The sequence below is a fragment of the Kluyvera fluvialis genome (assembly GCF_059725275.1).
This window is the reverse complement of sequence record NZ_AP046142.1, coordinates 941,013-965,219: the sequence shown is the minus strand read 5'-3', so window position 1 is coordinate 965,219 and position 24,207 is coordinate 941,013. Positions and strand designations below refer to the sequence as shown.

23 protein-coding genes are annotated in these 24,207 nt (G+C 52.2%); 12 read left to right on the top strand and 11 right to left on the bottom strand.

The genetic code is table 11. The annotated features are described in order from the left end of the window. Positions 1-91: 91 nt before the first annotated feature. Positions 92-1,102, top strand: coding sequence for a LacI family DNA-binding transcriptional regulator (locus AC6I4B_RS04670; protein WP_497769978.1), 1,011 nt, complete (start codon positions 92-94; stop codon positions 1,100-1,102). A 216-nt stretch (positions 1,103-1,318) separates the two neighbouring features. Here the strand turns inward: AC6I4B_RS04670 and lysA are convergent, their stop codons facing one another. After that, entirely contained in the window at positions 1,319-2,581 is a 1,263-nt protein-coding gene (gene lysA, locus AC6I4B_RS04665) for a diaminopimelate decarboxylase (RefSeq protein WP_497769976.1), read from the bottom strand. A gap of 120 nt (positions 2,582-2,701) precedes the next feature. Between lysA and AC6I4B_RS04660 the strand changes: the two genes are divergently transcribed. After that, positions 2,702-3,637 carry a LysR family transcriptional regulator gene (locus AC6I4B_RS04660; RefSeq protein ID WP_497769975.1) on the top strand — a complete coding sequence of 312 codons (936 nt, stop codon included), beginning with the start codon at positions 2,702-2,704 and terminating at the stop codon, positions 3,635-3,637. On the opposite strand, the gene AC6I4B_RS04655 is transcribed toward AC6I4B_RS04660, so the two are convergent. Further along, entirely contained in the window at positions 3,624-4,316 is a 693-nt protein-coding gene (locus AC6I4B_RS04655) for an aspartate/glutamate racemase (protein WP_497769973.1), read from the bottom strand. The two genes, AC6I4B_RS04660 and AC6I4B_RS04655, sit on opposite strands and share 14 nt — an antisense overlap. Positions 4,317-4,457: 141 nt before the next feature. Here AC6I4B_RS04655 and AC6I4B_RS04650 point away from each other — a divergent pair, with 141 nt between their 5' ends. The 6 genes from AC6I4B_RS04650 (at position 4,458) to AC6I4B_RS04625 (ending at position 10,703) form a co-directional block, all read left to right on the top strand. Beyond that, positions 4,458-4,784 (top strand): cupin domain-containing protein, encoded by a 327-nt coding sequence (locus tag AC6I4B_RS04650; RefSeq protein WP_497769972.1) that lies wholly within the window; start codon positions 4,458-4,460, stop codon positions 4,782-4,784. Between the two features lie 494 nt (positions 4,785-5,278). Next, complete coding sequence (locus AC6I4B_RS04645; protein ID WP_497769971.1) at positions 5,279-6,169, top strand: carbohydrate ABC transporter permease; 891 nt, start codon at positions 5,279-5,281, stop codon at positions 6,167-6,169. Next, positions 6,162-7,064, top strand: a complete 903-nt coding sequence (locus tag AC6I4B_RS04640; RefSeq protein WP_497769969.1) for a carbohydrate ABC transporter permease — start codon at positions 6,162-6,164, stop codon at positions 7,062-7,064. The genes AC6I4B_RS04645 and AC6I4B_RS04640 overlap by 8 nt, the downstream gene beginning before the upstream one ends. Before the next feature lie 12 nt (positions 7,065-7,076). Next, on the top strand, positions 7,077-8,204 hold the full coding sequence (locus tag AC6I4B_RS04635; protein ID WP_497769967.1) for an ABC transporter ATP-binding protein: 1,128 nt from the start codon (positions 7,077-7,079) through the stop codon (positions 8,202-8,204). 14 nt (positions 8,205-8,218) lie between these two features. Continuing rightward, the gene (locus tag AC6I4B_RS04630) at positions 8,219-9,505 is read left to right on the top strand and encodes an ABC transporter substrate-binding protein (RefSeq protein WP_497769966.1); all 1,287 of its coding nucleotides are present in this window, start codon (positions 8,219-8,221) and stop codon (positions 9,503-9,505) included. A gap of 70 nt (positions 9,506-9,575) precedes the next feature. Further along, positions 9,576-10,703 (top strand): oligogalacturonate lyase family protein, encoded by a 1,128-nt coding sequence (locus tag AC6I4B_RS04625; protein ID WP_497769964.1) that lies wholly within the window; start codon positions 9,576-9,578, stop codon positions 10,701-10,703. Positions 10,704-10,901: 198 nt separating this feature from the next. Here the strand turns inward: AC6I4B_RS04625 and kduD are convergent, their stop codons facing one another. Both kduD and kduI read right to left on the bottom strand, forming a co-directional pair. Continuing rightward, positions 10,902-11,663 (bottom strand): 2-dehydro-3-deoxy-D-gluconate 5-dehydrogenase KduD, encoded by a 762-nt coding sequence (gene kduD / locus AC6I4B_RS04620; RefSeq protein WP_497769962.1) that lies wholly within the window; start codon positions 11,661-11,663, stop codon positions 10,902-10,904. 63 nt (positions 11,664-11,726) lie between these two features. Then, positions 11,727-12,563, bottom strand: coding sequence for a 5-dehydro-4-deoxy-D-glucuronate isomerase (kduI, locus tag AC6I4B_RS04615; protein WP_497769961.1), 837 nt, complete (start codon positions 12,561-12,563; stop codon positions 11,727-11,729). Between the two features lie 184 nt (positions 12,564-12,747). Here kduI and AC6I4B_RS04610 point away from each other — a divergent pair, with 184 nt between their 5' ends. Then, a complete protein-coding gene (locus tag AC6I4B_RS04610) occupies positions 12,748-12,966 on the top strand; it encodes a hypothetical protein (RefSeq protein ID WP_497769959.1) in 219 nt (72 codons plus the stop codon). Between the two features lie 66 nt (positions 12,967-13,032). After that, entirely contained in the window at positions 13,033-14,208 is a 1,176-nt protein-coding gene (locus AC6I4B_RS04605) for an oligogalacturonate lyase family protein (RefSeq protein WP_497769958.1), read from the top strand. Between the two features lie 202 nt (positions 14,209-14,410). Here AC6I4B_RS04605 and AC6I4B_RS04600 read toward each other — a convergent pair whose 3' ends face one another. From AC6I4B_RS04600 to AC6I4B_RS04590, 3 genes are all read right to left on the bottom strand, one after another. Next, positions 14,411-15,127, bottom strand: coding sequence for an oligogalacturonate-specific porin KdgM family protein (locus AC6I4B_RS04600; RefSeq protein WP_497769957.1), 717 nt, complete (start codon positions 15,125-15,127; stop codon positions 14,411-14,413). Positions 15,128-15,599: 472 nt separating this feature from the next. Then, complete coding sequence (locus tag AC6I4B_RS04595) at positions 15,600-16,790, bottom strand: acetyl-CoA C-acetyltransferase (RefSeq protein ID WP_497769955.1); 1,191 nt, start codon at positions 16,788-16,790, stop codon at positions 15,600-15,602. A 110-nt stretch (positions 16,791-16,900) separates the two neighbouring features. Beyond that, a complete protein-coding gene (locus AC6I4B_RS04590; protein WP_497769954.1) occupies positions 16,901-17,770 on the bottom strand; it encodes a LysR family transcriptional regulator in 870 nt (289 codons plus the stop codon). Between the two features lie 94 nt (positions 17,771-17,864). Between AC6I4B_RS04590 and AC6I4B_RS04585 the strand changes: the two genes are divergently transcribed. Beyond that, positions 17,865-18,326, top strand: coding sequence for a multidrug/biocide efflux PACE transporter (locus AC6I4B_RS04585; RefSeq protein WP_497769953.1), 462 nt, complete (start codon positions 17,865-17,867; stop codon positions 18,324-18,326). A gap of 111 nt (positions 18,327-18,437) precedes the next feature. Further along, positions 18,438-19,667, top strand: coding sequence for an amino acid permease (locus AC6I4B_RS04580; protein WP_497769951.1), 1,230 nt, complete (start codon positions 18,438-18,440; stop codon positions 19,665-19,667). Positions 19,668-19,728: 61 nt separating this feature from the next. On the opposite strand, the gene mqo is transcribed toward AC6I4B_RS04580, so the two are convergent. The 4 genes from mqo to AC6I4B_RS04560 all read right to left on the bottom strand — a co-directional run bounded on the left by mqo (position 19,729) and on the right by AC6I4B_RS04560 (position 24,205). Further along, positions 19,729-21,387, bottom strand: coding sequence for a malate dehydrogenase (quinone) (mqo, locus tag AC6I4B_RS04575; RefSeq protein WP_497769950.1), 1,659 nt, complete (start codon positions 21,385-21,387; stop codon positions 19,729-19,731). A gap of 192 nt (positions 21,388-21,579) precedes the next feature. Then, a complete protein-coding gene (locus AC6I4B_RS04570) occupies positions 21,580-22,350 on the bottom strand; it encodes an ABC transporter ATP-binding protein (RefSeq protein ID WP_497769948.1) in 771 nt (256 codons plus the stop codon). After that, positions 22,350-23,321 carry an ABC transporter substrate-binding protein gene (locus AC6I4B_RS04565; protein WP_497769947.1) on the bottom strand — a complete coding sequence of 324 codons (972 nt, stop codon included), beginning with the start codon at positions 23,319-23,321 and terminating at the stop codon, positions 22,350-22,352. Before AC6I4B_RS04565 ends, AC6I4B_RS04570 begins: the two co-directional genes overlap by 1 nt. A gap of 53 nt (positions 23,322-23,374) precedes the next feature. Then, a complete protein-coding gene (locus AC6I4B_RS04560) occupies positions 23,375-24,205 on the bottom strand; it encodes an ABC transporter permease (RefSeq protein WP_497769946.1) in 831 nt (276 codons plus the stop codon). Positions 24,206-24,207 lie beyond the last annotated feature (2 nt).

Genomic DNA, 24,207 nt, shown 5'->3' with positions numbered 1-24,207 from the left:
ATCTCAGCGGTTATTTGCCTCGGTCATAGAGCATATGCCTCTGAATGACTGTGATAAACTGCAACCTACTACGAAGCCTCAGGGAATAATAATGGCAACAATGCTGGATGTCTCAATACGCGCTGGCGTCTCTAAAGCGACGGTATCCCGCGTGCTAAATGGAACGGGTCAGGTGAAAGAGAGCACCCGCCAGTTGGTGTTCAAAGCAATGGAGGAGCTAGGCTATCGCCCTAACTTTCTGGCGCGCTCGCTGGCTAACCGTACCAGCAACAGCATTGGTCTTGTGGTGTCTACTTTTGACGGCTTTTACTTTGGTCGCCTGCTCCAGCAAGCCTCTCGCCAGACGGAAGCATGGGGCAAACAGCTTATCGTCACCGACGGGCACGACACGCCGGAGCGTGAAGAACAAGCGGTGCAAATGCTTGCCGATCGCCAGTGCGATGCCATCGTGCTCTATACCCGCCATATGAGCGAGAAAGCGATTATGTCGCTGGTGAACAATACGCCGATGCCGTTGGTGGTTATCAACCGTGACGTTAGCCAGGCGCGTGACCGCTGCGTGTTCTTCGAGCAACAAGACGCCGCGTTTCAGGCGGTCGAATACCTGATTTCTCAGGGTCACCGCGATATTGCCTGTATTACCGTTCCGATTCATACCCCAACCGGTAAAGCTCGTTTACAGGGCTACCGCCGGGCGCTGGAACAGCACGGGATTGCGTGGGATCCCGCCAAAGTGAAGCACGGGGATGCCGGCATGAACTGCGGCTATGACATGTGCAATGAACTACTCAATGAGAAGGTGAAGTTCAGCGCGCTGTTTGCTTTTAACGATGATATGGCGCTGGGCGCGTCGAAAGCGCTGCATCAGGCGGGGCTGCGAATTCCGCAGGATATTTCGCTGTTTGGCTTTGATGATGCCCCCAGCGCAAAATGGCTGGAGCCAGCGCTGTCAACGGTCTATCTGCCCATCGATAACATGATTATCACGGCTATCGACCAGGCCATTAAGCTGGCTAGCGGCGAGGAGATTGAAACTATCCCTCCGTTTACCGGCACGTTAGTGTTGCGCGACTCGGTGGCCACGGGGCCATATTTCAAATAATTTGCCGGATGGCGGCGCAAGCGCCTTATCCGGCCTACCAGAACAGACCCGCCAGGCAAACTGTAGGCCCAGCCATCGGGCATTGCTCAGCACCGTAGGCCCGATAAGCGCAGCGCCATCGGGCATCGCTCAGCACTGTAGGCCCGATAAGCGTAGCGCCATCGGGCATCGCTCAGCACTGTAGGCCCGATAAGCGTAGCGCCATCGGGCACTGGCTCACACTAATTCAAGCGCTAACAATTCTTCAATGGTCTGGCGGCGGCGAATCAACCGCGCCACACCGTTATCAAACAGCACTTCCGGCAGCAACGGGCGGCTATTGTAATTCGACGACATCGACGCACCGTACGCTCCGGTATCATGCAGCACCAGATAATCACCCGGCACGACCGCAGGCAGCGGCCGCGTTTCCACTTTGCCGCCCTCTTGCTGGGTAAAGACATCACCGGATTCACACAGTGGCCCTGCAACTACCGTTTCCAACAACGGCTCCTGCGCCAACGCACGTCCATCGCCCGCCAGTGCCGAGATATGGTGATAGCTGCCGTACATTGCCGGACGCATCAGGTCATTAAAACCGGCGTCAATCAACACAAAGTGGCGGCTGCCCATCTCTTTCACGCTGCGCACCTGCGCCACCAGCACACCCGCTTGCGCCACCAGAAAACGCCCGGGTTCAATTTCCAGTTTTACGGCGTGACCCAAATGTTTAGCGATCTGCTCCCGCGCGGCATTCCACAGGCCAAAGTAATGATCGGTGTTGATCGACTCCTCTCCTTCGCGATACGGGATCGACAAACCACCGCCCGCTGAGATCGCCTCAAGATCCTGACCAAATTCAATCACCTGACGCACCATTGCACCGCACACTTGTTCCAGATGACCATAGTCAACGCCAGAACCAATGTGCATATGAATCCCCACCAGTTTCAGTTTATAACGTTGGATCACCGCCAGCGCCGCCGGAAGGTCGCTATACCAGATGCCGTGTTTACTATTTTCGCCGCCGGTATTGGTTTTCTGGCTGTGCCCGTGGCCAAAACCAGGGTTTACGCGCAGCCACACGCGATGCCCCGGCGACACCTGGCCGAGCTGTTCCAGCATATCCACCGATCCGGCATTCACCGGAATATGCAACTCACGCACTCTTGAAAGCGTCGCTTGATCAATCATATCGGCGGTAAAGACTATCTCGTCGCTGTTCGCACCAGGTTCATAACCCGCCGCCAGCGCGCGCTCAATTTCACCTAACGAGACGGAATCCACCTTGACGCCCTGTTCGCGCATCAGGCGCAGAATATGAATATTCGAGCATGCCTTTTGCGCAAAACGCACCACGTCAAACTGGTTCAGCCGGGCAATTTGCGCGCGAATAATCTGCGCGTCATACACCCACACCGGGCAGCCAAATTCGGCAGGCAGGCGCAGCAGGTTTTCGGCGTTCAGGTCAGTATCAGTGCTGTTGAGTGGGCGTGGCATGGTGTACTCCGGTATTGGCATTTTTTTATGATTACGCCATAGCCCAAAAGGAATAAAAAATATCGTTTTATCGCGAGTCTATGCAAAAATGATATGGACTAGCTGATTCGAGGATCGCCCATGCCTGCCGTTAACCTGCGCCATATCGAAATCTTTCATGCCATTATTACGGCAGGCAACCTGACGGAAGCCGCGCGTATGCTGCACACCTCGCAGCCAACCGTGAGCCGTGAACTGGCGCGCTTTGAACAAGTGCTGGGGTTAAAGCTGTTTGAACGTAGCCGAGGCCGCCTGCATCCTACGGTGCAAGGGCTGCGTCTGTTTGAAGAAGTGCAGCGTTCCTGGTATGGCCTGGACAGAATTGTTAGCGCCGCCGAAAGCCTGCGCGAGTTCCGCCAGGGCGAGCTGTCGGTAGTCTGCCTGCCGGTGTTTTCACAGTCATTTTTGCCAGCGCTACTGCAACCGTTTTTAAGCCGTTATCCGCAGGTTAACGTGCAGATTGTGCCGCAGGAATCCCCATTACTGGAGGAGTGGCTCTCCGCCCAGCGCCATGATTTAGGGCTAACGGAAACGCTGCATACGCCCGCCGGAACCGAGCGCACGGCACTGCTTACGCTCAATGAAGTGTGTGTGCTGCCGCAGGCGCATCCGCTGGCGGCGAAAACCGTACTAACGCCCGCAGATTTCCAGGGTGAAAACTATATCAGCCTGTCGCGCACCGACAGCTATCGCCAACTGCTGGACGCGCTGTTTAATGAGCATCAGGTTAAGCGGCGGATGGTGGTTGAAACACACAGCGCCGCATCTATTTGCGCGATGGTCAAAGCCGGTGTCGGCATTTCAGTGGTCAACCCACTGACGGCGCTGGATTACGCCCACAGCGGCGTGGCTATCCGCCGCTTTAGCATTGATGTGCCTTTTACCGTCAGCCTGATTCGCCCGCTTCATCGCCCAAGCTCGGCGCTGGTCGAAGCGTTTATCACTCACCTTCAATCCAGCCTGACGCGCATCACTACGCCGCTGGACGCGGTGCTCAATCGCGTTAAGAAAGCATAAACGCAACCGCATCTGACGCATGAATCGCGGTGGTATCAAAGACCGGTAACGGGCTTTGTTCCACCGGAACCAGCAGGCCAATCTCCGTACAACCGAAGATAACCCCTTGCGCGCCCTGCTCTGCCAGAGAGGCAATCACTTCCAGATAGTAATCACGAGATTCGGCACGAAATTCCCCCAGGCAGAGTTCGTCAAAAATAATCTGGTTAATCTTCTGACGTTGTTCTTGCTCAGGAACCGGCGTGTTAATGCCAAACTCCTGCTGTAAGCGGCCACGGTAAAAATCCTGTTCCATGGTGTAGCGTGTACCAAGCAGCGCAACGTTAGTCATCTTCTGCTGGCTAATCGCCCTGCCGGTGGCATCGGCAATATGCAGGAACGGCACGTCACAGGCGCTTTCAATCGCCGAGGCGACTTTGTGCATGGTGTTAGTACACAGCACAATTCCTTCTGCGCCCGCTTGCTGAAGCCCCACCGCCGCCTGTGCCAGAATCTCGCCCGCGCGCTGCCAGTCACCGCGAGACTGGCACAGTTCAATTTCATGGAAATCAACACTGTGCAGCAAAATTTGCGCCGAATGCAGGCCACCAAGCTGCTGTTTGATCCCTTCGTTGATCAACCGATAATAAGGAATGGTTGATTCCCAGCTCATACCACCCAACAGGCCTATCGTTTTCATCTTCTCTCCTTGTGTGTTGTTGTCGCTCCAGTGAAGCAAAGTTGTGATCAACTTTCCACTTCTCTGGCGATACGTTTCTTTTTGTTCGCTTCTGATATAAATTTAATAAAACATTGTTTCAACTTAATACAGGACAGCCGGATGTTTATTTTCCATAAAGAAACGACCCTTGAAGATCTGGGCAATGGCGTGACCCGTCGCATACTCGCACACGATGGCAAGATGATGGCGGTTGAAGTGAACTTTGAGCAAGGCGCAATTGGCCCGATGCACAACCATCCGCACGAACAGCTAACCTACGTGCTGTCCGGTGAATTTGAGTTCACCATTGGTGATGAAAAACATGTGGTGAGCGCGGGTGATACCCTGTACAAACAGCCGAATATTATGCACGGCTGCGTATGCCTGAAAGCCGGTACTCTGCTCGATACTTTTACGCCACTTCGTCAGGACTTCCTGAAAGCGTAATTATTTCCGCTGAATAAAAGCCCTCTTTTTTTAGGGCTTTTTTTATTTCGTTTAACATACGAAATAAATTAGGTTGTTAATCATTTCAAGGATTAATTATTAGTTTTTTTCAGCCCATTTTAGCCTGTCAACTTCCATACCAGAAGCCTTTAAAACCGCCACTTCCCCGCTAAAAACGCCATCGCCGTCACTATAATGAAACATCGTTTCGACTCCGATCACACTTTCATGATTAATCGAATGACGCAGAAACAAATAGCAATAAAATAAATTTAAAACGGCGTTTTATAAAATGATTGTCATAAAACATGAAGTTTTAAAACGTGACAGCACCGAGCAATGGATTAAAGCGAAAATTTTTGAATTACATCGACTTACAGGGAAAGGTTTCATGACTGACATCAAGCTAAGACTTTGATTCTCTGGCGCTAAATGCGCGAGGGATACGACAAACACCCATCCGTTTGACACACTTGTTTGCCAGGTAGGTATGTATGAATGAAAACAGAATGCTGGGATTGGCCTGGATATCGCCCTATATAATCGGGCTGATAATCTTCACGGCCTTCCCGTTCGTTTCATCTTTCTTCCTCAGTTTTACTGAGTATGACTTGATGAGCCCGCCGGTTTTTAACGGCATTGAAAACTATCGCTACATGTTTACAGAAGATGCGCTTTTCTGGAAATCAATGGGCGTGACGTTTGCCTACGTATTTTTAACCATCCCATTAAAACTGGCATTTGCTTTAGGGATTGCGTTTGTACTTAACTTTAAATTACGCGGTATTGGTTTTTTCCGCACGGCTTACTATATTCCCTCGATCCTCGGAAGCTCCGTGGCTATTGCCGTTTTATGGCGCGCACTGTTCGCCATCGATGGCCTGTTAAACAGCTTTATCGGCGTATTTGGTTTAGACCCGGTTAACTGGCTGGGCGAGCCGTCTCTGGCGCTGATGTCCGTTACCCTGTTGCGCGTTTGGCAGTTCGGTTCTGCGATGGTTATCTTCCTCGCTGCACTGCAAAACGTCCCGCAGTCTCAGTATGAAGCCGCGATGATCGACGGCGCGTCCAAATGGCAGATGTTTATGAAAGTCACCGTGCCACTGATTACGCCGGTCATTTTCTTCAACTTCATCATGCAAACCACTCAGGCCTTCCAGGAGTTTACCGGCCCGTACGTCATTACCGGCGGTGGCCCAACCTATTCAACGTACCTGTTCTCGCTATACATCTACGATACGGCGTTCAAGTACTTCGATATGGGTTATGGCGCGGCGCTAGCGTGGGTCCTGTTCCTGGTCGTTGCGGTCTTCGCCGCCATCGCCTTTAAGTCTTCAAAATACTGGGTGTTCTACTCCGCCGATAAGGGAGGAAAAAATGGCTGATATTCAACAACTCTCTGAAGCAAGAAGCATCGCTGAACGTGAGGTGGCCCGCACCCTTAGACGCGAAAAGATCAACGCATGGATTCGTTACACCATCCTGCTGATTGTTGGCCTGTTGATGCTCTACCCGCTGGCGTGGATGTTCTCGGCGTCGTTCAAACCGAACCACGAGATCTTCACCACGCTGAGCCTGTGGCCCGCACACGCCACCTGGGATGGTTTTATTAACGGTTGGAAAACCGGTACGGAATACACCTTCGGTCACTACATGCTGAACACCTTCAAGTATGTGATTCCAAAAGTGATTCTGACCATTATTTCCTCCACCATCGTGGCGTATGGCTTTGCCCGCTTTGAGATTCCATGGAAGAAATTCTGGTTCGCAACGCTCATCACCACCATGCTGCTGCCGAGCACCGTACTGCTGATTCCTCAGTACCTGATGTTCCGCGAAATGGGCATGTTAAACAGCTATATGCCGCTGTACCTGCCGCTGGCATTCGCCACGCAAGGGTTCTTCGTCTTTATGCTGATTCAGTTCCTGCGCGGCGTACCGCGTGACATGGAAGAAGCGGCACAGATTGACGGCTGTAACTCCATCCAGGTGCTGTGGTATGTGGTCGTGCCGATTCTGAAGCCGGCGATTATCTCCGTCGCCCTGTTCCAGTTCATGTGGTCTATGAACGACTTTATCGGCCCGCTTATCTACGTCTATAGCGTTGATAAATATCCGATTGCACTGGCTCTTAAAATGTCCATCGACGTCACCGAAGGTGCGCCGTGGAACGAAATTCTGGCAATGGCGAGCATCTCCATTCTGCCATCTATCATTGTGTTCTTCCTGGCACAGCGCTACTTCGTGCAGGGCGTGACCAGCAGCGGAATTAAAGGTTAAGAGGGATATATCATGGCTGAAGTTATTTTCAACAAACTGGAAAAAGTGTACTCCAACGGCTTCAAAGCGGTACATGGTATCGACCTTTCAATCGCAGAAGGGGAATTCATGGTGATTGTCGGGCCATCCGGCTGCGCCAAATCCACCACCCTGCGTATGCTGGCGGGTCTGGAAACCATCAGCGGCGGTGAAGTGCGAATCGGTGACAAAATCGTCAACAACCTCGCGCCAAAAGAGCGTGGGATTGCAATGGTGTTCCAGAACTATGCGCTGTACCCGCACATGACCGTGCGTGAGAACCTGGCGTTCGGCCTGAAGCTGAGCAAACTGCCAAAAGATCAGATTGACGCGCAGGTAAACGAAGCCGCCAAAATTCTGGAGCTGGAAGACCTGCTCGACCGCCTGCCGCGTCAGCTTTCCGGCGGGCAGGCACAGCGTGTGGCCGTAGGCCGCGCGATTGTGAAAAAGCCGGATGTGTTCCTGTTCGATGAACCGCTGTCTAACCTTGATGCCAAACTGCGTGCCTCAATGCGCATCCGTATTTCCGACCTGCACAAGCAGTTGAAGAAATCCGGTAAACCGGCAACCACCGTATACGTAACCCACGATCAGACCGAAGCGATGACCATGGGCGACCGTATTTGCGTGATGAAACTGGGCCATATCATGCAGGTAGATACCCCGGACAACCTCTACCACAAGCCGAAAAATATGTTCGTCGCGGGCTTTATCGGCGCGCCGGAAATGAACATCCGCACCAGCAAACTGGTGAACAAAGCAGGCCGCCTGAATCTGAGCATCGGTGACGAATTTATGCCGCTTTGCGAAAACCTGCACCAGAAACTGGCGGGGCACGAAAACGAAGAGGTGTTCTACGGCATTCGCCCGGAATTTGTCTCCCTGTCTGACGAGCCGTTTGCCGAAGGCGGTTGCAGCGGAGAAATGGTTCGCGTTGAAAACATGGGTCACGAGTTCTTCGTATACCTGAAAGTGGCGAACTACGAGCTGACGGCACGCATCCCTTCAGATGACGCTAAGCCAATGATCGATAAGGGGCTTCATCGCAAGGTGTACTTCAAGTTTGACATGAATAAATGCCATATTTTTGACGCTAAAACTGAACAGAACCTCTCTCTCTAATCTGGAGTATTAAAATGAAAAAAGTGCTTTTAAGCGCAGCAATCTCCGCGACCCTGGGCCTCACGGCCCTCCCTTCTATGGCAAAGGATGTTGACCTTCGCATGTCCTGGTGGGGCGGTAATGGCCGTCATCAGGTTACGCTGAAGGCGCTGGAGGAGTTCCATAAGCAGAACCCGGACATCAACGTCAAAGCAGAATATACCGGTTGGGACGGCCACTTATCCCGTCTGACCACCCAGATTGCGGGCGGCACTGAGCCGGACGTGATGCAAACTAACTGGAACTGGCTACCGATTTTCTCTAAAACCGGCGATGGTTTTTACGACCTGAATAAAATGAAGGACGTGATTGACCTGAGCCAGTTCGATGCCAAAGAACTGCAATCCACCACCGTCAACGGCAAGCTGAACGGGATCCCAATCTCAGTCACTGCGCGCGTGTTCTACTTCAACGATGTCACCTGGCAGCAAGCGGGCGTTGACTACCCGAAAACCTGGGATGAGTTGATGGCGGCGGGTAAAACCTTCGAAAGCAAACTGGGCAAACAGTATTACCCAGTGGTTCTGGAGCACCAGGACACGCTGGCGCTGCTGAACTCGTACATGACGCAGAAATACAACATTCCGGCGATTAACGAGCAGACCAAGAAATTCTCCTACAGCAAAGAGCAGTGGGTTGAGTTCTTCCAGATGTACAAAAAGCTTATCGACAGCCACGTCATGCCAGATACCAAATACTATGCGTCCTTTGGTAAGAGCAATATGTATGAGATGAAGCCGTGGATTCAGGGCGAATGGGGCGGCACGTATATGTGGAACTCCACCATCTCTAAATACGGCGACAACCTGAAGCCACCGGCTAAACTTGTGCTGGGCAGCTACCCAATGCTGCCAGGCGCTACTGATGCAGGCCTGTTCTTCAAGCCAGCGCAGATGCTGTCTATCGGCAAATCCACCAAGAACCCAGAAGCCGCAGCAAAAGTGATTAACTTCCTGCTGAACAGCAAAGAAGGTGTCGATACGCTGGGTCTGGAACGTGGCGTTCCGCTGAGCAAAGTGGCGGTGAAATACCTGACCGAAGACGGCACGCTGAAAGAGAGCGACCCGTCGGTAGCCGGTCTGCGTCTGGCGCAGTCTCTGCCAGCAAAACTGAGCGTGTCACCATACTTTGACGATCCACAAATCGTGGCACAGTTCGGGACATCTTTGCAGTACATCGACTACGGTCAGAAAACGGTTGAAGAAGCCGCAGCAGACTTCCAGCGCCAGGCTGAACGTATCCTGAAACGCGCAATGCGCTAATCGTTTTAAACGGTATCTATACCCTGCAACTACTGGTTGCGGGGTATTTTTTTATTCAAGGAGAAAACGCATGAAAGGCAAAATCATCCCGTTAGATTTCCGCCATCGGCAGGACAGCGAAACCGGTCATGAGGTGATTCGGATGACGCCACCACATATTATTTGCCACCGTAACTACTTCTACCAAAAATGCTTCACCCGCGATGGCGGCAAGCTGATTTTTGGCGGCGCGTTCGAGGGGCACTGGAACTACTATTTGCTGGATATTGCCGCGCAACAGGCAACCCAGCTAACCGACGGTGCGGGGGATAACACCTTCGGCGGTTTCCTTTCTGACGATGATCAGTCGCTGTGGTACGTCAAAGACACCCGCCAACTGCGCCGCGTTTGCCTTACCACGCTGGAAGAACAGGTGGTTTATGAAGTGGACGACGAATGGGTGGCTTACGGCACGTGGGTCGCCAACTCCGACTGCACGCAACTAGTGGGCATTGAGATTAAAAAGAGCGACTGGCTGCCGCTGACCGACTGGTCTAAATTCCGCGCATTCTATTTTACCGAACCGGAATGCCGCCTGATTAACATTGATCTCAACACCGGCCAGCAACGGACGATTTTGCAGGAAAAACGCTGGCTGGGGCATCCTATTTATCGCCCGTTTGACGACAATACGCTGGCGTTTTGCCACGAAGGGCCACGCGATGCTATCGACGCGCGAATGTGGCTTATCAATCAGGATGGCAGCAACCTGCGCTGTGTGCGCCAGCATCAGGCGGGCGAAAGTTTTACGCACGAATTTTGGGTTCCTGATGGCTCAGCGCTCTATTACGTCGCCCATCAGGAAAATACCCCTCACCGTTATCTCTACAGCGCCAACCCGCAAACCCTGGAAAACCGCCAATTGATGGCGATTCCGCCCTGCTCGCACCTGATGAGCAACCACGATGGCTCGTTGATCGTCGGCGATGGCGCACCGCACAAAACCGGCGAGATCGATCTTAACGATCCGTTCATCTGGGTGTTTAATTTGAAAACCGGCGAAAAAACCGCGATTTGCCAGCATAACAGTAGCTGGAAGGTGCAGGATGGCGACCGCCAGGTAACTCACCCGCATCCGTCGTTCTCACCGGACGATCAATGGGTGCTGTATACCTCAGATTGCGAAGGGATGCCGGCGCTGTATATGGCGCGCGTGTAATCAGAAATGCCGGATGGCGGCGTTGCCTTATCCGGCCTACAAGTTTACACATCGTAGGCCTGATAAGCGAAGCGCCATCAGGCAATGGCGGTCACCGTGCCGGATGGCGGCGTGAACACACGCGTAGGCCGGATAAGCGCAGCGCCATCCGGCATAAAAAAAACCGCCACTGGCGGTTTTTTTATCACAAGCCCGAAATTAACGAGCCAGCCAGCCGCCGTCTACGGCAACGGTATAACCGTTGATGTAATCAGATGCCGGAGACGCCAGGAACACGATTGGCCCCATCAGGTCACTTGGCAGACCCCAACGGCCCGCCGGGATACGGTCGAGAATCGCTGCGCTACGCTCTTCGTCAGCGCGCAACTGCTGGGTATTGTTGGTCGCCATGTAGCCCGGCGCAATCGCGTTAACGTTGATACCGTGTTTCGCCCACTCGTTAGCCATCAGACGGGTAACGCCCATGACGCCGCTTTTAGACGCAGTATAAGAAGGCACACGGATACCGCCCTGGAAGGAGAGCATGGACGCGATATTGATGATTTTGCCGCCGTTACCCTGGGCAATAAAGTGCTTAGCCGCAGCCTGAGACATAAAGAACACGCTCTTAATGTTCAGGTTCATCACGTCGTCCCAGTCTTTTTCGCTGAAATCGATAGCGTCTTCACGACGAATCAGACCCGCATTGTTCACCAGGATATCGATATGACCAAATTCCGCCACTGCGCGCTCCAGCAATGCTGGAATGCCGTCAATTTTACGCAGGTCAGCGGTCAGGCTCAGGAAACGGCGACCCATTGCGGTAACACGTTCGATGGTTTCGGTAGGCTCAACGATGTTGATCCCCACGATGTCGCAGCCCGCTTCCGCCAGACCCAGCGCCATACCTTGACCCAGACCGGTATCGCAACCCGTTACAACCGCGACTTTGCCTTGCAGAGAGAATGAATCCAAAATCATTTTTTATTCCTTATCGTTAGCGCCTGTACCGGACAGGCATTGTTGGTCTAATGCTGTCCGCGACTAGCGCAGATCCTTCACTGCTACATGGTCCATATCGTCAAAGACCTGGTTCTCACCCACCATCCCCCAGATGAAGGTATACGCTTTCGTCCCTACGCCTGAGTGGATTGACCAGCTCGGTGAAATCACCGCCTGTTCGTTATGCATCACGATATGACGCGTCTCCTGCGGCTGCCCCATCATGTGGAACACGCAGCTATCTTCATCCATATTGAAATAGAAGTAGACTTCCATGCGGCGCTCGTGGGTATGGCACGGCATGGTATTCCACAGATTGCCAGGCGCGAGTTCGGTCAGACCCATACTGAGCTGACAGGTTTCCAGCACGTCCGGTACAAAATATTTGTTGATGGTGCGGCGGTTACTGGTGAGGTTATCGCCCAACGTGACCGGAGCAACATCAGCAGGCGTCACTTTTTTGGTTGGGTAGGTGGTGTGGGCAGGTGCGCAGTTGTAGTAAAACTTAGCCGGTTTTTCCGCATCAACGCTTGCGAAAACCACTTCTTTAGCGCCCTTGCCGACATACAACGCGTCGCGGTGGCCGATTTCATAACACTGACCATCAACGGTAATCGTGCCCGCTCCGCCGATGTTGATAACGCCAAGCTCACGGCGCTCAAGGAAATAACTCACGCCAAGCTGCTTACCCACTTCGCCGCCGACGGATACCGTTTTAGCCACCGGCATAATGCCGCCAACGATAATACGGTCGATGTGGCTGTAGACCATGGTGTATTCATCGGCAACGAACACTTGTTCAACTAAAAATTCGTCGCGAAGCCCTTGTGTATCCAGCGTTTTAGCATGTGCGCTATGGATGCTCTGTCGTACTTCCACCTCAACCTCCAGGAAAATGTGGTCTTATGCTCTATAGCAGAACGAAACCCCATTCCGCTTTGTTTATGCTCGTATCTTATCGCCGATGAAATGGGTTTTCAATTACAAATAAAACATCGTTTCATTTTTTCTGTGAATTAATATCAAAAATGCAAATTCGATCACGAATACATCATGAAACACCGTGAAGAAAAAACAAAAAACACTATTATTCATTTGGTTACATGTTTCTTTGAAAAATAACCAGGAATGGGTAAATGATGTAGCAAAAACAAAGACTGGCTTGACATCCACTGTGAAGGCGCCGCAAAAAAGTAGCGGAAATGATGATTTTTCGTATAAAGTGCGTCCGGCATCACAAACAATGAAACGCTGTTTTGATAAATTAACACCCAGTTTTTAGAATAACACCAAAACCGGCCGCCGAGGTTTAGAAACCCTGCGGCTGCATGTGTAAAAGGAGAGCATCATGGCTAAAGGTATGCGGGTAAAATTGAATTATGAGGTCAGCCGCGACCCAGACACTGGCGCAGAAGTTACCCGCTTGACTCCACCGGAAGTCACTTGTCATCGTAACTACTTCTATCAGAAGTGTTTCTTTAACGACGGCAGCCATCTGTTGTTTGCGGGTGAATTCGACGGCCACTGGAACTACTATTTACTGGACGTTGCCAACGCCGAAGCCGTGCAGTTGACGGAAGGCGCAGGCGATAACACCTTTGGTGGTTTCCTGTCTCCTGATGATCAATCTCTCTATTACGTCAAAAACGATCGCACCCTGCTGGAAGTGAACCTGAAAACGTTGGCCGAGCGTGAAGTTTACCGTGTGCCAGACGAATGGGTTGGCTACGGAACCTGGGTTTCCAACAGCGATTGCACCAAGCTGGTCGGTATCGAAATTGCCAAAAGTGACTGGACGCCGTTAAACGACTGGCAGCTATTCCACGATTTCTTCCACAAAGGCCCGCACTGCCGCCTGCTGCGCGTTGACCTGCAAACCGGCGAAAGCGCGGTGATCCACCAGGAGAAAAACTGGCTCGGTCACCCTATCTATCGTCCGTTTGACGACAACACGGTGGCGTTCTGCCACGAAGGCCCGCACGATCTGGTGGATGCTCGGATGTGGTTGGTCAATGAAGACGGCAGCAACGTGCGCAAAGTGAAAGAACATGCGCAAGGCGAAAGCTGTACTCACGAATTCTGGGTTCCGAATGGCTCGGCGCTGGTGTATGTCTCTTATCTGAAAGGCAAACAGGGCCGCACCATTTACCGCTTCAACCCGGACACCAACGTTAATGAAGCGCTGATGCAAATGCCTGCCTGTTCTCACCTGATGAGCAACTTCGATGGCACGATGCTGGTCGGTGATGGCTCCGGCACGCCGGTTGATGTGAAAGACACCAGCGGTTACACCATCGATAACGACCCTTATCTGTATGCATTTGACGTTGCAAAACAGGCGTACTTCCGCGTTGCTCGCCATGACACCTCATGGGCAACGGTGCAAAACAGCCGTCAGGTTACCCATCCACATCCGTCCTTTACCCCAGACGATAGCGCGGTGCTGTTTAGCTCTGACAAAGACGGTAAACCCGCGCTGTATATTGCCAAACTGCCGACTGAACGTACGCTGATGCAAGCATAATTAATTCTGAGTTTTGTGTTTCTGTAACTGGCCTTGTCCCTCCTCTGGGGGGACTTTTTTTTGCCTGACGTTTAGAGCATGAGGTCATCAAGATTAGGCAGATATAATAAACCTAAGGGAAAGATAAAAACGGGAATCACAGACAAATAAAAACCCCCGGCTAAATGCTCCGGGGGGAAAACGGATGAGAGTCCGACTTTATTTAGAAGGTATACGCAACACCGACACGCAGACGCGTTTGACGCTCATCGGTAGATTTCACCCCTACGTTGCCCACTTCAAAATATGGGGACCAGTTTTTATCCCATTTATAAGCCAGCTTCGCGTTATATTCGTTGCTGTACGGTTTGTTATTATTGCGGTACAGGCTCTTATGTTTTGAGTCAGCCTCGGTACTGCGCGCATAAACATAGTTCAGCTCGACACGCCAGTCGCCCATTGCCCAACCTACCCAAGTGTCCACTTTATTCACTTTATCATCGACGCCGCCGCCATTGCTGGAGGTCGCGGGTACACGGGTATATTCATAACGATAACGAGCCGCAACATAGAAACCATTATCAAAGCTGTATTGCGCATGTAGATAAGGTTTGTAGATAGAGAAGCTGTCTTTACTTTCGATATTAAAGCCAGGGTTCAGAGCAAAATTATCCGTCGCTTTCCAACGCCAGTTGATGGACTCTTCATGGCCGTTGCCAACCATTTCGTTAAATGGACGGTCCTGTTTATCAGTATCACCGCCCGTTTTCCACTTCGCTTCCACACCAAAACCAAGACCATTGTCAAAGCGGTGGGAAACAGCCACACGGTCAGCGTTAGAGCCGCTATCAATATATTCATGACGCAGATCCACCGTTACCGCCGATGCAGCGAAAGACAGACTAGATAATACAGCCAGGGCCAGAGTTTTCTTAAGCATTTGCCATCCCTCAATTGAAATTATGTTTCTTTTTTATGGAATTGGATTTTATTTTTTTCAACCTTGCATTTTAGTGATCGAGATCGTAATTATTTATTTCTTGAATGGAGAGATAGAGAGGACGTGACAAAGCTCAATAAAAATCAGACATAACCCATGAAAATTAAAACTCAGATCACAAAGATTTATTAAAATTGAATTGTAGTTTATTGAATTCACTTAATTTACAGCAAGTTAGAGAAAAATAAATAACGCACGTTATTTTATTTAATGCTAACAATCACCACCTCATCAATAACCACGCTAATTATTTAACCATTTTAAATATTTCCCGATAACACACATGAAAATAAATTGATTGAGAAATAGGCTAGACATTTTCACGTTTATCTTTAGGCGGGATAAAGGACGTGCACAAAAAAGGCCTCGTGCGAGGCCTTTCTGAAAGAAGGGAAATGGGGGGATTCAAGGTTTATTGCTGAATATCACGCTCAACGGCAAGAGCAACGCCCTGCCCTCCGCCAATACACAGCGTCGCTAACCCTTTACGGGCATCACGTTTAATCATTTCGTGTACCAAAGAAACCAGAATACGGCAACCGGACGCGCCAATCGGATGCCCCAACGCGATAGCCCCGCCGTTGACGTTCACCTTGTGCTCGTTCCACTCCAGCATTCTGCCTACCGAAATCGCCTGAGCGGCGAACGCTTCGTTAGCCTCGATTAAATCCACATCGCCAAGCTGCCAACCGGCGCGATCCAGGCAACGGCGGGTTGCATACACCGGCGCAATACCCATCAACGCGGGATCAACCCCCACGCTTGCAAAGGCACGGATCCGCGCAAGGATCGGCAAACCGAGTTCCAGCGCTTTGCTTTCGCTCATCATCAATACCGCCGCCGCGCCATCATTAATGGAAGACGCATTACCGGCAGTAACCGACCCCTGATTATCAAAAGAAGGAACCAGACGTGCTAACGCTTCTGCGCTGGCATCGGTTTGCGGCTGTTCATCGGTATCAACAATATGGGAAGTGCCGCCTGGCTGCGGGTTCATGACTGGTACAATTTCATCACGAAAACGACCGGAATCAATCGCTTTACGCGCTTTATGCTGGGAACTGAGCGCCCAGGCATCCTGCTGCTCACGGCTGATGCCGTATTCCCGCGCCAGATTTTCCGCCGTTACGCCCATGTGATAATCGTTAAACGCATCCCACAGGCCATCATGCACCAGGCTGTCAATCAGTTGGCTGTTCCCCAACTGTGCGCCGGTACGGCTGTCGGTTAATACATGCGGTGCGCGGCTCATATTCTCTTGCCCACCGGCAATCACAATATCCGCTTCGCCACACTGAATCGCCTGCGTTGCCAGATGCAGCGCCTTAAGGCCAGAACCACAGACATCGTTAATGGTGATCGCCGACACGGTATTCGGCAAGCCGCCTTTAATCGCCGATTGTCGTGCCGGGTTTTGCCCCGTTCCCGCCGTCAGAACCTGGCCGATAATCACCTCATCAATAGCCGCCGCAGAAATACCGCTGCGTTCTACCAATGCGTTAATCACCAGACTGCCCAACTCTACAGCGGAATGACGCGCAAGCGCCCCCTGAAAACAGCCGATTGGCGTACGAACCGCACCTACGATAACGACATCTTTCATCTAAACCTCAGCGCAAAATAACCTCCGTATAGTAGATGATTGTTATCAAATTTTTTCGCAATTGTTTAAAATAAGTGAGTTTTATCACAAAGGAAATTCATATCGCCCGCCTAAGCCGCAACCTGTTGCAGGTACTGCCGCAGCCAGCTTCCCGCCGCGCCCAGCGGCGCATCTTTATGCCATAGCAGATCGATAGACACCGACATCGGCCAGCCAGCGATATCCAGCATCTTCAGTTCTGCCGAGCGAGAAAACTCCTCCACCAGCGCACAAGGCAAGGCGCACCAGCCTAAACCCTGCGCCGCCATACTCAATAACATCAAATAGTTCGGTGCAGACCACACAGGCCCGCGTGCGGGCGTCGGGCGTTTTTCCAGATAGGTATTCAAACGCAGTTCGCGCCAGGTACGCAGCAATTCCCACTCAACGTTGTGTACCGCCGCCAGTGGATGCGAAGGTGCGACATAAATCGCCATGTGGCTCTGCATCGGCAGCCGGATGTGACCAATATCGGTAGGATAGTCATCACGCGCCTCAATCAACCCAACCTGCGCGCGCCCTTTTTGCAACAAATCGATAACGTCATCATCTTCCCCAACCAGACACTCAAATTCGGTATGCGGGAACTGGCGGTCAAACTGCGCCAGCAAATCCTCCAGCACATCCGGGTGCAGGGTATCGGAGAGCACAAACGCCAGCCGCGCTTCGGTTTCACCACTCAGCGACACCGCCAGTTCATCTAATCTCTCACTGGCTGCCAGAATCGCCTGCACGTAGCTCAACACCCGCTGCCCTTCAGCCGTCAGAACCGGCTGGCGCGCCGAACGGTCAAACAGCGTTACACCGAGATCGACCTCCAGATGCGCGATTGCGGTACTAATGGTTGACTGGCTTTTACGTAAACGACGCGCCGCCGCTGAGAACGAGCCACAGGCCACCGTTTCAACAAATGCGGTTAATGCTTCTGGGGAATAGCGCATGATGTATCTACTTTATCGATGGATTCTATCTTTTACTTATCACATTTCCCCATAAAATGCGCGCAATAGCACTGACTCAATACAAGGTTTCACCATGCAACAGAATTCATTACATCGCCGAAAACTCCCGGAGCGTATTTTCCACGCGGTATGCTTTGAAGGGATTGCCACCGCTATCCTCGCCCCAACGACCGCCTGGCTGATGCAGCGCTCGGTGCTGGAAATGGGTGGGCTGACGGTCATTCTGGCCACCACCGCCATGATCTGGAACATCATCTATAACGCCGTTTTTGACCGTCTGTGGCCTGTCACCCGCGTCACGCGTACCGCGAAAATTCGCGCCCTGCACGCGCTGGGGTTTGAGTGCGGCTTTATCATTATTGGCGTCAATATTGTCTCGCTGGTTCTGGGCGTGACGCTGCTACAGGCGCTGACGCTGGAAATAGGTTTCTTCCTGTTCTTCCTGCCGTACACCATGCTCTACAACTGGGTTTACGACGTTCTGCGCGCGCGTCTGATGAAGCGCCGTATGCAAAATATGTTTGTCCGAAATTAGTCTTTTTTTCAGACCGATAGCTATCGGTCTGGAAATGTTCAACCACACGAAATGCTTAATATGGTAAATTAGCGGCTATTTTTTCGGTTTTATGGTTGATAAATTCAGATAATGTCTAAAATTTGGTCAAAAGAAGAGACTCTCTGGAGCTTTGCCCTGTATGGCACGGCCGTCGGAGCCGGAACCTTGTTCCTGCCCATCCAGTTGGGTGCTGCCGGTGCCGTGGTGCTGTTTATTACCGCCCTCGTCGCCTGGCCCTTAACGTACTGGCCGCATCGCGCTTTATGCCAGTTCATCCTATCCGCCAACACACCTGCAAGTGTCGGCATCACCGGTGCTGTGACCCACTATTATGGGAAAAAGATCGGCAACCTCATCACCACGCTGTACTTTGTCGCGTTCTTCGTGGTGGTGCTTATCTACGCGGTCGCCATTACCAACTCGCTGGCAGAACAGCTTTCCCGCTATATGCCAATCACGCTACCAATTCGTGCGCTGATTAGCTTTGGCGTGGTGCTGTTGCTCAACCTCATCTTCCTGACGGGGCGTCAGACCACCATCAAAGTGATGGGGATGCTGGTATTCCCGCTGATAGCCTACTTCCTGTTCCTGTCGGTTTACCTGACCAAAGTCTGGCAGCCGTCGCTTTTGACGACGCAGATGGAGGTAACACCTCATACGTTGCATCAGGTGTGGTTATCTATTCCCGTGATGGTTTTCGCTTTTAGCCATACGCCAATTATCTCCACCTTCGCCATCGACCGGCGGGAGAAATATGGCGAGCTTGCGATGGGTAAATGCAAAAAAATCATGAAGGTCGCGTACCTGATTATCTGCCTGAGCGTACTGTTCTTCGTGTTCAGTTGCCTGTTGTCGATTCCACCGGAGTATATCAACGCCGCCAAAGATGAAGGCGTAACCATACTGTCGGCACTGTCGATGATCCCGAACGCCCCTGGCTGGCTGTCTATCTCCGGCATTATTGTGGCGGTTGTGGCGATGTCGAAGTCGTTCCTCGGAACCTATTTTGGGGTGATTGAAGGGGCGAGCGAAATAGTGAAATCGTCGCTGAATCAGGTTGGCGTGCGTAAAAGCCGTTCGTTTAACCGTGGGCTATCCATCATGCTGGTGTCGGCGGTGACGTTTATCGTCTGCTGCATCAACCCGAACGCCATCTCGATGATTTACGCCATCAGTGGGCCGTTGATTGCGATGATTCTGTTTATCATGCCAACGCTTTCAACGTATTTGATCCCTGCGCTTAAGCCTTACCGTTCGCTCGGTAGCTTGATTACGCTGATTGTTGGCCTGCTGTGCGTATCGGTGATGTTCTTAGGTTAACCGATAACGGGCATAAAAAAAGACCTGTCGGGGGAACCCGCCAGGTCTTTTTTATGGGCAATTACAGCGCCATATCGTGCTGCGGCGATGCGCTCGCAGGCTGCTGCTCCGCCGGTTTAGCTTGTGCGACCGGCGCTTCAGGCATCTGGATAACCGGTGGTTTGGTGAGCTGCAACGTCGCTGCGGTGTCATCCCACACTTGTTGGGTCAACGCGGTGTTGCCGTTCAGGTTCTGGCCAAAGCTCGGGACAATTTCACGAATTTTGCTCTGCCATTGCGGTGAGTTGAACTGTTCCGGGAACAGTTTTTTCATCACGTTCAGAGTAATTGGCGCTGCGGTAGACGCACCCGGAGATGCCCCCAGCAGAGCCGAAATGGTGCGCTGTTGGTCAACAACCACTTCTGTACCCAACTTCAGCACGCCGCCTTTATCGGCATCTTTCTTGATAATCTGTACGCGCTGCCCGGCCTGAATCAGCTTCCAGTCTTCTTTGCGCGCTTGCGGGTAGTACTCTTTCAGCGCGGCAAAGCGGTCGTCGTCGCTCAGCATGACCTGGCTTATCAGGTATTTCACCAGGTCAAAGTTGTCGAGACCTACGTGGGTCATCGGCATCACGTTGCTGGTCGTGGTGGTGTTCAGCAAATCAAAGAACGAACCGTTTTTCAGGAACTTGGTCGAGAAGGTGGCGAATGGCCCAAACAGCACCACGCGTTTGCCATCGATAAAGCGCGCATCGATATGTGGCACTGACATCGGCGGCGCACCGACGGAAGCCTGACCGTAGACTTTTTCCAGGTGCTGGCGCGTCACGTCCGGGTTTTCGGTCATCAGGAAGGACCCCCCCACCGGGAAACCGGCGTAGTTGTCAGCTTCCGGGATGCCGGTTTGTTGCAGCAGTTTCAGCGCCCCGCCGCCCGCACCGATAAACACGTATTTCGCGTCAACCGCGCGCAGTTGCCCGTTGTTCACATCTTTGATGGTGACGTGCCAGGAGTTATCGCTATTGCGTTTAAACTCGGTCACTTCCGCAGAGGTTTGCAGTGAGAAGTGGCTGTTTTTTTGCAGGCTACCGATAAGCTGACGGGTGATCTCACCGTAGTTGACGTCCGTCCCGGCTGGAGTCCAGGTGGCGGCAACTTTCTGCTGCGGGTCGCGGCCAGCCATCACCAGTGGCGCCCACTGGGCAATTTGCTGATGATCGGTCGAGAATTTCATGCCCTGGAACAATGTGGTTTTCTGCAACGCGTCATAGCGTTTTTCCAGGTAATTCACGTTCTTGTCGCCCCACACAAAACTCATATGCGGCGTAGAGTTAATAAAGGCGTGCGGATCACGCAAAATGCCACGCTTCACCTGAGACGACCAGAACTGGCGGGAAATCATAAACTGTTCGTTAATTTCCAGCGCTTTGGTGACGTCAATGCTACCGTCCGGGCGCTCCGGCGTGTAGTTCAGCTCCATATTGGCGGAGTGGCCCGTCCCGGCGTTATTCCAGCCATTAGACGATTCTAATGCCACGTTATCGAGCTTCTCGACCATGACCTGTTTCCAGTCCGGCTGTAGCTCTTGCAGCCAGGTGCCCAGCGACGCACTCATGATCCCACCGCCAATAAGCAGGACATCCGTTTTTTGCGTCGTATCGGTATTTGCGTAAGCCGCTGAGTTAACCAGCAGCGCTATTGTCGCCAGAGAAAATAGTTTTTTATTAATTGCAGGCATAATGATGATATTCGCATAGCAAAATGTAATGAGTGCACCAATAGTAGCGCACTTTTACATTATTTTAAAATATCACTCACTTTCACATTAATATTGTTAACAACAAATCCGATTTTGCTTTTTTTAATTAAAAAAATCATCCTCACTGTTCGCACGGAAATAAAAATAACGCGTTAGATTACAAAGCAATAATTAATGCAGACCAAATTCAGCCATTAATTGCTGGCGCAGCGCGACAAAATCACGGCTGCTGCGCACGCGAGGGCGAGGTAACGTCACCTCAATGGTACGGATCGCATCGCCCTTTATTTTAGGCAAAATCAGCACCCGATCCGCCAGATAAATCGCCTCCTCCAGGTCATGCGTCACCAGCACCATCGTGATATTTTCGGCATCGCGAATACGCGCCAGCTCCTCTTGCATGGTGATTTTTGTCATCGCATCCAGCGCGCCCAGCGGCTCATCAAGTAACAGGATTTCCGGCTGAATAGTCAGCGCTCTGGCAATGCCAACGCGCTGGGCCATGCCCCCCGAAAGCTGGTTTGGCAGCGCCTGTTCGCAGTGGCTCAGCCCCACCAGTTCAATGGCCTGTTTCGCTCGCGATCTGGCCTGCTGGCGCGGCACGCCTTGCACATCCAGGCTAAAGCTGACATTTTCCAGCACCGTCAGCCACGGCAGCAGGCGCGGCTCCTGAAAAATCACCGCCCGCTCACGACTCATGCCGTGCACCGCCTGACCGTCAATCACCACATCGCCCGCATCCGGCGTTTCCAGCCCCGCCAGAATGCGCAGCAGCGTGGTTTTGCCGCAGCCGCTTGGGCCAACAATCGCAATACTTTGCCCGCTCTCAATCTGCAAGTTCAGATCGCGGAATACATCAAACGGCTTACCCTCAAGAGAAAACGTTTTACGCAAACTGCGAATAGAAATATCACCGCGTGGAGCCTGGAGAGCCGTTGTCATCACACACCTTCCGTTTTCAGTAAAATGTCGGACGCCTTTAACTGGCCTTTGCGCAGCACACCGTCACGTTCCAGGAGATCCAGCCAGAATTGTACGTCGTGGGGTTCTGACAGGCCGCCTTTACGCACGCCATAGCCGGTAAAATATTGCGCCACGTCGGGGTTTTCACCACGTTCTTTGAGGATTTTCGCCATAATGTCACGCACTTGTGCCGGGTTTTCACGGGCAAAGTCGAGCGCTTTTGCCGACTCAACCACAAAGGTGCGCGCCGCGTCCGGGTGCTGTTTGACAAAATCAGCGCGCAGCACGGTAAAACCGCCGGCAATCGGCCCGAGCACATCGGCGTCGTTAAAAATGGCGCGCAGGCCACCGTGGCTACGCGCCGCCCCTTCAAAAGTGGTTTGCCAGTAGCCGAACGCCGCCACATCCACCTGCCCTGAACGCAACGTTTGTTCCAACTGCGGGCCAGGAACGACCACCGGCTTGGCGGCGTTTTCCGGCAAATTGGCCTGATGCAGCGCCTCTCGCAGGGTGTAATCCAGATGCGCCCCTAAGGTGTTAATCGCCACGCTCTTACCCACTAAATCTTTAATCGACTTGATCGGGCTGTCTTCCTTTACGTAGAAAATCGATTTGGTGACATCGTTAATGCCGTTTGTCGGATACGCCGCGAGAAAGTCATTACCGTTGGCGATGGCGTTGATGACCGCAGGCGTCGCCGCCGAGCCAACATCAATACTGCCTGACGCCAGAGCAAATAAAGATTCCGGGCCGCCGCTGGCGTAACCAGCATTTTTAATCGACACGCCAGTACCTTTAAAATAGCCCAGCGCTTCGGCTAATTCGTGGGCAGAAATACCGCCGTAGCTCGCCATATAACGCAGGGTAACGTCATCCTGAGCGCGTGCGGACGCGCTGATCCCAAAGAAGAAAAGTACCGCTACCCACACCACATAAAGCTGTTTTTTCATTATAAAAATTCCTGTCAGGCGAGATTAAAAGGCGCAAAAATAACGGACAAAGATTACGGGTTACGCGTGTTCCAACGACACAAGCGGCGTTGTAAAAGAACCAGAACGGCGTTGGCTAATAACCCTGCAAAAGCCAGCAGAAATATGGCGGCAAACATCATTGGTATCTGGAAGTTATATTGCGCATTCATCACTCGAAAGCCGATCCCCTGATTTGCGCCGATCATTTCAGCAGCAATCAGCAGCAACAACGCGGTGGTTGCTGACAGGCGCAGGCCAACAAAAATAGAGGGCACAGAAGCCGGAACAATCACCCGATAAAACAGCGTCAGACGCCCCGCGCCAAAAGTTTTCGCCATCTCCAGCAGCTTGCCATCCACCTCTTTCACGCCACTGATGGTCGACAACAGAATCGGGAACAGCGCCGCCCAAAAAATCACGAACACTTTGGAAGTTTCGCCAAGCCCTAGCAGCAGGATAAATATCGGGTATAGCGCCAGCGCCGACGTCTGGCGAAAGAGTTGTAAAATCGGATCCAGCGCCTGTTCCAGCGGGCGAATCTGCCCCATAAACAGCCCCAGCGGGATCCCCACGACAACGGCGGCAAAGAAAGCCAGCCCCGCACGTTGCAGGCTGATGGTGATATCGCCCAACAGCGCGCCGGATGTCACGCCGTTCCACAGCGCAAAAAAGATTTTATCCAGCGGTGGAATGACCGCCGCATTGAGCCAGCCCGCCGTGCTGGCTATTTGCCAACCGGCAAAAAACAACACCAGCAGGCCGTAACGGGCAATCACCGATACACTCCGCTGATACCATAACGTGTAGGCTGGCGTTGCCGGACGGCGCGCCTTCAGGCGAATTCGAGTGGTGGAATAAAACATAG

Bases quoted from the DNA above. Each gene is read 5' to 3' on its own strand.
- AC6I4B_RS04640 (WP_497769969.1), top strand. From the start codon at position 6,162: ATGGCTGATATTCAACAACTCTCTGAAGCAAGAAGCATCGCTGAACGT.
- AC6I4B_RS04580 (WP_497769951.1), top strand. From the start codon at position 18,438: ATGTCTAAAATTTGGTCAAAAGAAGAGACTCTCTGGAGCTTTGCCCTG.
- AC6I4B_RS04635 (WP_497769967.1), top strand. From the start codon at position 7,077: ATGGCTGAAGTTATTTTCAACAAACTGGAAAAAGTGTACTCCAACGGC.
- AC6I4B_RS04630 (WP_497769966.1), top strand. From the start codon at position 8,219: ATGAAAAAAGTGCTTTTAAGCGCAGCAATCTCCGCGACCCTGGGCCTC.
- AC6I4B_RS04670 (WP_497769978.1), top strand. From the start codon at position 92: ATGGCAACAATGCTGGATGTCTCAATACGCGCTGGCGTCTCTAAAGCG.
- AC6I4B_RS04560 (WP_497769946.1), bottom strand. From the start codon at position 24,205: ATGTTTTATTCCACCACTCGAATTCGCCTGAAGGCGCGCCGTCCGGCA.
- AC6I4B_RS04655 (WP_497769973.1), bottom strand. From the start codon at position 4,316: ATGAAAACGATAGGCCTGTTGGGTGGTATGAGCTGGGAATCAACCATT.
- AC6I4B_RS04565 (WP_497769947.1), bottom strand. From the start codon at position 23,321: ATGAAAAAACAGCTTTATGTGGTGTGGGTAGCGGTACTTTTCTTCTTT.
- mqo (WP_497769950.1), bottom strand. From the start codon at position 21,387: ATGCCTGCAATTAATAAAAAACTATTTTCTCTGGCGACAATAGCGCTG.
- AC6I4B_RS04585 (WP_497769953.1), top strand. From the start codon at position 17,865: ATGCAACAGAATTCATTACATCGCCGAAAACTCCCGGAGCGTATTTTC.
- AC6I4B_RS04590 (WP_497769954.1), bottom strand. From the start codon at position 17,770: ATGCGCTATTCCCCAGAAGCATTAACCGCATTTGTTGAAACGGTGGCC.
- AC6I4B_RS04660 (WP_497769975.1), top strand. From the start codon at position 2,702: ATGCCTGCCGTTAACCTGCGCCATATCGAAATCTTTCATGCCATTATT.
- AC6I4B_RS04605 (WP_497769958.1), top strand. From the start codon at position 13,033: ATGGCTAAAGGTATGCGGGTAAAATTGAATTATGAGGTCAGCCGCGAC.
- AC6I4B_RS04600 (WP_497769957.1), bottom strand. From the start codon at position 15,127: ATGCTTAAGAAAACTCTGGCCCTGGCTGTATTATCTAGTCTGTCTTTC.
- AC6I4B_RS04595 (WP_497769955.1), bottom strand. From the start codon at position 16,790: ATGAAAGATGTCGTTATCGTAGGTGCGGTTCGTACGCCAATCGGCTGT.
- lysA (WP_497769976.1), bottom strand. From the start codon at position 2,581: ATGCCACGCCCACTCAACAGCACTGATACTGACCTGAACGCCGAAAAC.
- AC6I4B_RS04570 (WP_497769948.1), bottom strand. From the start codon at position 22,350: ATGACAACGGCTCTCCAGGCTCCACGCGGTGATATTTCTATTCGCAGT.
- AC6I4B_RS04625 (WP_497769964.1), top strand. From the start codon at position 9,576: ATGAAAGGCAAAATCATCCCGTTAGATTTCCGCCATCGGCAGGACAGC.
- AC6I4B_RS04645 (WP_497769971.1), top strand. From the start codon at position 5,279: ATGAATGAAAACAGAATGCTGGGATTGGCCTGGATATCGCCCTATATA.
- AC6I4B_RS04650 (WP_497769972.1), top strand. From the start codon at position 4,458: ATGTTTATTTTCCATAAAGAAACGACCCTTGAAGATCTGGGCAATGGC.
- kduD (WP_497769962.1), bottom strand. From the start codon at position 11,663: ATGATTTTGGATTCATTCTCTCTGCAAGGCAAAGTCGCGGTTGTAACG.